The sequence below is a fragment of the Nocardia sp. NPDC003345 genome, assembly GCF_053589395.1.
Window position 1 is genome coordinate 1 of the sequence record NZ_JBSFRU010000362.1, and the last position, 6,127, is coordinate 6,127.

5 protein-coding genes are annotated in these 6,127 nt (G+C 67.3%); 4 read left to right on the plus strand and 1 reads right to left on the minus strand.

Translation table 11 applies throughout. The annotated features are described in order from the left end of the window. The 4 genes from ACWDU1_RS27955 to ACWDU1_RS27970 all read left to right on the plus strand — a co-directional run. The coding region (locus ACWDU1_RS27955; protein WP_450002987.1) for a flavin-containing monooxygenase at window positions 1-1,215 on the plus strand (1,215 nt) is incomplete at its 5' end. Beyond that, window positions 1,212-2,042 (plus strand): SDR family NAD(P)-dependent oxidoreductase, encoded by an 831-nt coding sequence (locus ACWDU1_RS27960; protein WP_450002988.1) that lies wholly within the window; start codon window positions 1,212-1,214, stop codon window positions 2,040-2,042. The genes ACWDU1_RS27955 and ACWDU1_RS27960, both read left to right, overlap by 4 nt. A 22-nt stretch (window positions 2,043-2,064) precedes the next feature. Further along, window positions 2,065-2,988, plus strand: a complete 924-nt coding sequence (locus ACWDU1_RS27965) for an alpha/beta hydrolase (RefSeq protein WP_450002990.1) — start codon at window positions 2,065-2,067, stop codon at window positions 2,986-2,988. A 127-nt stretch (window positions 2,989-3,115) separates the two neighbouring features. Then, on the plus strand, window positions 3,116-4,909 hold the full coding sequence (locus ACWDU1_RS27970) for an AMP-dependent synthetase/ligase (RefSeq protein WP_450002994.1): 1,794 nt from the start codon (window positions 3,116-3,118) through the stop codon (window positions 4,907-4,909). Window positions 4,910-5,008: 99 nt separating this feature from the next. On the opposite strand, the gene ACWDU1_RS27975 is transcribed toward ACWDU1_RS27970, so the two are convergent. Beyond that, the coding region (locus ACWDU1_RS27975; protein ID WP_450002992.1) for an MFS transporter at window positions 5,009-6,127 on the minus strand (1,119 nt) is incomplete at its 5' end.

Genomic DNA, 6,127 nt, shown 5'->3' on the forward strand with positions numbered 1-6,127 from the left:
CCGGTGACGGAGACCGTGACGTCGGCGGTGACCTCTTCGCCGCGCTTCACGATCATGATCACCACCAGCCAGGGCGACTTCACCGCCGATACCCTGGTCTCCGCGGTGGGCGCGCTGTGCGAGCCCAACCTGCCCGATATCAAGGGCATCAACAGCTACGAGGGCGAGATCTTCCACTCCGCCCGCTGGAACCACGACTCCGACCTCACCGGCAAACGCGTCGCGGTCATCGGCACCGGCGCCTCGGCCATCCAGATCGTGCCGGCCATCGCCGGGAAGGTCGCCCATCTCGACGTCTACCAGCGCACCGCGCCGTGGCTGCTACCTCGCCTGGACCGGCCCTACACCCTGCCGGAGCGGCTCGCCTTCAAGCACATCCCCGGCGTCCAGCGGCTGTCCCGCGCCGCCATCTACGCCGCTCGCGAGACCCAGGTCGTCGGGCTGGCCAAATTCCCGGCGCTGATGCGCGGCTTCGAGGCGCTGGCCAAGGCGAAATTGCAGCTCGAGATCCGCGACCCCGAACTGCGTAAGAAGGTCACCCCGAATTTCCGGATCGGCTGCAAACGCATGCTGATCTCCAACGAGTACTACCCGGCCCTGGACCGCGACAATGTCGACGTGGTCACCGACGGAATCGCCGAGATCCGCGCGAATTCGATCGTCACCAAAGACGGCACCGAACGCGAGGTCGACGCGATCGTGGTCGCCACCGGATTCCACGTCACCGACTCCCCCACCTATCAGACGATCTTCGGGCGCGACGGCCGCAGCCTGACCGAGGTGTTCGACGAGATCGGCCAGCAGGGTTACAAGGGCTCGGCGATCGCCAATTACCCGAATATGTTCTTCCTGCTCGGCCCGAACGTCGGGCTCGGCCACACCTCGATGGTGTACATGATCGAATCGCAGATCAACTACATCGCCGACGCGCTGGCCACTGTCGATCGCCTGGGTCTGCGTACCGTGGAGGTGCGGCGCGAAGAGCAGGACACCTACAACAGCGATCTGCAGCGCAAACTCGTGAAGAGCGTGTGGAGCACCGGCGGCTGCGCCAGCTGGTATCTGGACAAACACGGTAACAACACCACCCTGTGGCCGGACTTCACCTTCGAGTTCCGGCGCATCACAAGGAAATTCGATGTCGGCGCCTACGATACGACCACGGCGGCCGACGCCCCCGAACGTACCGATCTGAAAGTAGTGACCGCACCGTGAGTAGTGACGCCTATTTCCGCGACAAGGTTTGTGTCATCACCGGAGCCGGCTCCGGTATCGGCCGCGCGCTGGCCGTGAACCTGGCGCGCCGGGGCGCGAAACTGGCCCTGTCCGATATCGACACCGAGGGTCTGGCCGAAACCGTGCGCCGGTGTGAACAGCTGGGCGCGGAGGTGAAATCCGATCGTCTCAACGTCGCCGAGCGCGAAGCGGTGCTCCTGTACGCCGACGCGGTGAAACAGCATTTCGGCGTGGTGCACCAGATCTACAACAACGCCGGTATCGCGCATCACGGCGATATCGTCAAAACCGATTTCAAAGACATCGAACGCATCATGGATGTCGATTTCTGGGGTGTGGTGAACGGGACCAAGGCGTTCCTGCCCTACATCCTGGAATCCGGCGACGGTCACGTCGTCAATATCTCCAGTCTGTTCGGCCTGATCGCGGTGCCGGGCCAGGCCGCGTACAACTCGGCCAAATTCGCGGTCCGCGGTTTCACCGAGGCGCTGCGCCAGGAAATGCTGGTCGACCGGGCACCGGTCCAGGTGACCTGTGTGCATCCCGGCGGTATCAAGACCGCGGTCGCCCGCAACGCCACCTACAGCGACGATATCGACGGTGCCGAGGCCAGCTCGATGTTCGACAAGTACCTGGCCATCCACAGCCCCGAGATGGCCGCGCAGACCATCGTCGACGGTGTGCGCAAGGGCCGCGGCCGGGTACTGATCGGCTGGGAGGCGAAACTGCTGGACCTGTTCGTCCGCACCGCGGCGTCGGGCTACCAGCGCCTCTCGGTGGCCGTCGAACGTCGTTTCCTACCCTGATCCGCCCCGGGAGAACTCACCAATGCGAGATATCGCGCTGCCGTTGCCGCTGGTCCGGGCGATCCTGGGCCCGATGTACCGGGTTTCCCTGCATGCCCGCCTGCCCTGGCAGGCCCAGCGTGCGCTGATCGATATCGGTTCGGCGTTGCAGCCGGTACCGCCGGGCGTCGGTGTGGACCGCATCATTCTGGGCGGGCGGCCCGCGGAGCGGCTCGCTCCCCGGCATACCGCGGCGGGCGAACCCGCCGCCGTGCTGTATCTGCACGGCGGCGGGTACACCGTGGGTTCGCTGTCCACCCACCGGTCCCTCAACGGCCGGCTCGCGGCGGCCACCGGTCTGCCGGTGTACGCGATCAACTACCGGCTGGCACCCGAGCACCCGTATCCGGCCGCCCTCGACGACGCCGAGGCCGCGTACCTCGAATTGGTGGCCGATCACGGTTACCGCCCCGACCGCATCGCGATCGCCGGTGATTCGGCCGGCGGCGGTCTCGCACTGGCGCTGGCCCAGCGGCTGATCGCGCGGCACGGGCACACCCCGGCCGCACTCGGCCTGATCGCGCCCTGGGCGGATCCGAACCAGGCCCCGGAGCGGATCCGGGATCTGGTGGTGAACGGGCCCTGGTCGCGCGCCTGCGCGCTCGCGTACCTGGGCGACGGCGATCCGGACGACCCCGGCTACGCACCGCTGCACGGCGTGCTCGAGGGGCTACCACCGGTCTACGTGCAAGCCGATGTGGACGAACTGCTGCATCCGCAGTGCGTGGATCTCACCGCGGCCCTGCGCGCGGCCGGGGTTACCGTCGAGTTCACCGAGACCCGCGGGCTCTGGCATGTCGCACAACTGCAGGCCGCGCTGGTCGGCCCGGCGGCCGTCGCACTGACCGAAATGGCCGTTTTCCTGCGGCAAGCCATCGATGAGCTACCGCTGCGCGACCTAGGATGAAGATCGGATCGGAACTCGTAATCCCTCCGTCACGGGGGCTGAACCAGGGCTTTCCCCGTGGCCGCCACCATCCGCGCGCGATGGTGGCGTAAATTACCGACGAGTTAGCAAACAGGGAAAGGCAATGATGCGCGAGTTCGAAGCCCCGGCTTCCTACACAATCCCCGAGGACGCGAACAATTCCGACAACGTGTTCCGGCACGCGAAGGAAAGCCCCGCCGCCGTCGTGTTCAACGTTCCCGACGGCCACGGCGGCTGGCGCGATGTCCGCGCCGCGGAGTTCGCGAAGTCGGTCACCGATGTGGCCAAGGGCCTCATCGCGTCCGGAGTCGAGCTGGGCGACCGGGTCGCCATCATGGCCGCCACCCGCTACGAGTGGGCGCTGCTCGACTTCGCCATCTGGGCCGCCGGCGGCTGCACCGTGGCGATCTACGACAGCTCCGCCGCCGAGCAGGCCAAATGGATCCTGCAGGATTCGGCCACCAAGCTGCTGGTCGTGGAGAACGACAAGCACCGCGCGGTGATCTCCGAGATCGATCCGGCCGATCTGCCAGAACTGCGCGAGACCCTGCAGATCGAATCCGGTGCGATCGACACCCTCGTCGAACGCGGCGCCGACCTCGACGACCAGGCTGTGCACGACCGCCGCGCGCAGGTCACCGCCTCTTCACCGGCGACCCTCATCTACACCTCGGGCACCACGGGCCGGCCCAAGGGCGTCATGCTCAGTCACGCCAACCTCTACGCCGAATCCCGCTCCGACCGGATCGCGATGGCGTCCTTCCTCGCCCCCGGTAAGAAAACGCTGATGTTCCTGCCGCTGGCGCATGTCTTCGCCCGCGCCGTGGCGCTGGCGGCGTTCGACGCCAAGTCGACGGTCGCGCACACCTCGGACTGGAGCACGCTGGTCCAGCAGTTCGGCGAGCACCGGCCCGATTTCGTGCTTTCGGTTCCGCGGGTGTTCGAGAAGGTGTTCAACGGCGCCAAGCAGAAGGCCCACGACGAGGGCAAGGGCAAGATCTTCGACGCCGCCGCGGCCACCGCCATCCAGTACAGCGAGGCGCTGGAGAAGGGCAAGCCGGGCCTGGTGCTGCAGGCCAAGCACGCGCTGTTCGACAAACTGGTCTACGGCAAGCTGCGGGCCGCGCTGGGCGGCAACTGCGAGGCCGCGGTCTCCGGCGGCGGCCCGCTGGGCGCCCGCCTCGGGCATTTCTTCCGCGGTATCGGCGTCACCATCTTCGAGGGCTACGGTCTCACCGAGACCACCGCCGCCTTCTCGGTCAACACCCCGGACCATATCCGTGTCGGCTCGGTCGGCCGCCCGATCGAGGGTCATGCCGCCAAGATCGCCGAGGACGGTGAACTGCTGGTGCGCGGGTCGGTGGTGTTCTCCGGCTACTGGGGCAACGACGAGGCCACCGCGGACGCGTTCGAGGACGGCTGGTTCAAGACCGGCGACCTCGGCACCATCGACGCCGACGGTTTCATCACCATCACCGGCCGCAAGAAGGAAATCCTGGTCACCGCGGGCGGTAAGAACGTCTCCCCGGCGGTCCTCGAGGATTCGCTGCGCGCCCATCCGCTGATCAGCCAGGTCATGGTGGTCGGTGACGGTAAACCGTTCATCGGTGCGCTGATCACGCTGGACCCGGAGGCGCTGCCGGGCTGGAAGGAACGCAACGGGGTGTCCGCCGATACCGCGATCGCCGATCTGGTGACGAACTCGACGCTGGTCGCCGAGGTGGAGGCCGCGGTCGCCGAGACCAACAGGAAGGTCTCCAAGGCCGAGCAGATCAAGAAGATCAATATCCTGACCGTGGACTGGACCCAGGAGACCGGCGAGCTCACCCCGAAGATGTCGCTGAAGCGCGCCGTCGTGATGAAGCAGTACGCCGGCGAGGTGGACAAGATCTACAACTGACCCGTCCCGTCGACGACACAGCCCCGGCAGATGTACCTGCCGGGGCTGTTCTCGTCGAAATCCGCGCGGGCCCACCACCTGACGGCGGGCCGCCGGGCCTTATCCGGACACCGTTTCCGCCTTCTCCGGCTCGGCGGGCCCTACCGGTGCGTCACCGGGCGCGAAGCGGATGAACAGCGCCGAGGCGACCACGCCGATCAGCAGCAGCGCCGCCGGGAGATATGTGGACTGGCTCAACGCGGTACTGAACGCCTGCCGGACGGGCTCGGGCACCTGCCCCGTCCCCATCCCCTCGCCCGAGGGCGCACCGCCACCCATACCCTGGGCGCCCATCCGCGCGGCCACCAGCGCGCTGATCGCGGCACTACCCAGCACCGATCCCACCTGCCGGGTGGTGTTGTAGATCCCCGCACCCGCACCGGCCTGGTGGATCGGCAGGTTGTGGGTGGCCGTGGTCGCCAGCGGCGCCCAGATGAAGGAGTTGGACAGACCGGCGACCGCGCCCGCGACCACCAGCCAGGTGATGTTCGCGTGCGGATCCCGCATCACCAGCGCGAACCAGGCCACCGACACCGCGAACAGGAAGAACCCGATGGTCGGGAAGAGCCGCGGATGGAATCGCCCGTACATCTTGCCCACCACGGGTGCCGCGAACCCGGTGATGATGGCCATCGGCGCCAGCACCAGCGCGGAACGGGTCGGCGTCATGCCGTGCACCGCCTGCAGATAGAAGTACAGCGGCACCATCACCGCGGTCACCGCGGCGCCCATACTGGCGATGGCCAGATTGGACAGCGAGAAGTTGCGGTCCCGGAACAATCCGAGCGGCACCAGCGGCTCGCCGGTCCCCCGGGCCTGGGTCAGCACGAACACCACCAGCACCGCGAGCCCCGCCGCGATCATCAGCCAGATCTTCGCCGACCAGTCCTCGCTGTTGCCCTCCTGGATACCGAAGACCAGCAGGAACATGCCCACCGCGCTCAGGACGACACCCAGCCAGTCGAATTTGTGCTCATGCGTCGGCAGCGCGGGCACCAGCCACACCGCCAGACCGAACGCCACGACACCGACCGGCACGTTGACGATGAAGATCCATTCCCAGCCCAGGCCGTCGACCAGGACGCCGCCCAGGATCGGCCCGACCAGGGTCGCCAGTCCGGCCACCGCGCCCCACAGCCCCATCGCGGCACCGCGACCCTCCGGCGGGAAGGTCCGGGT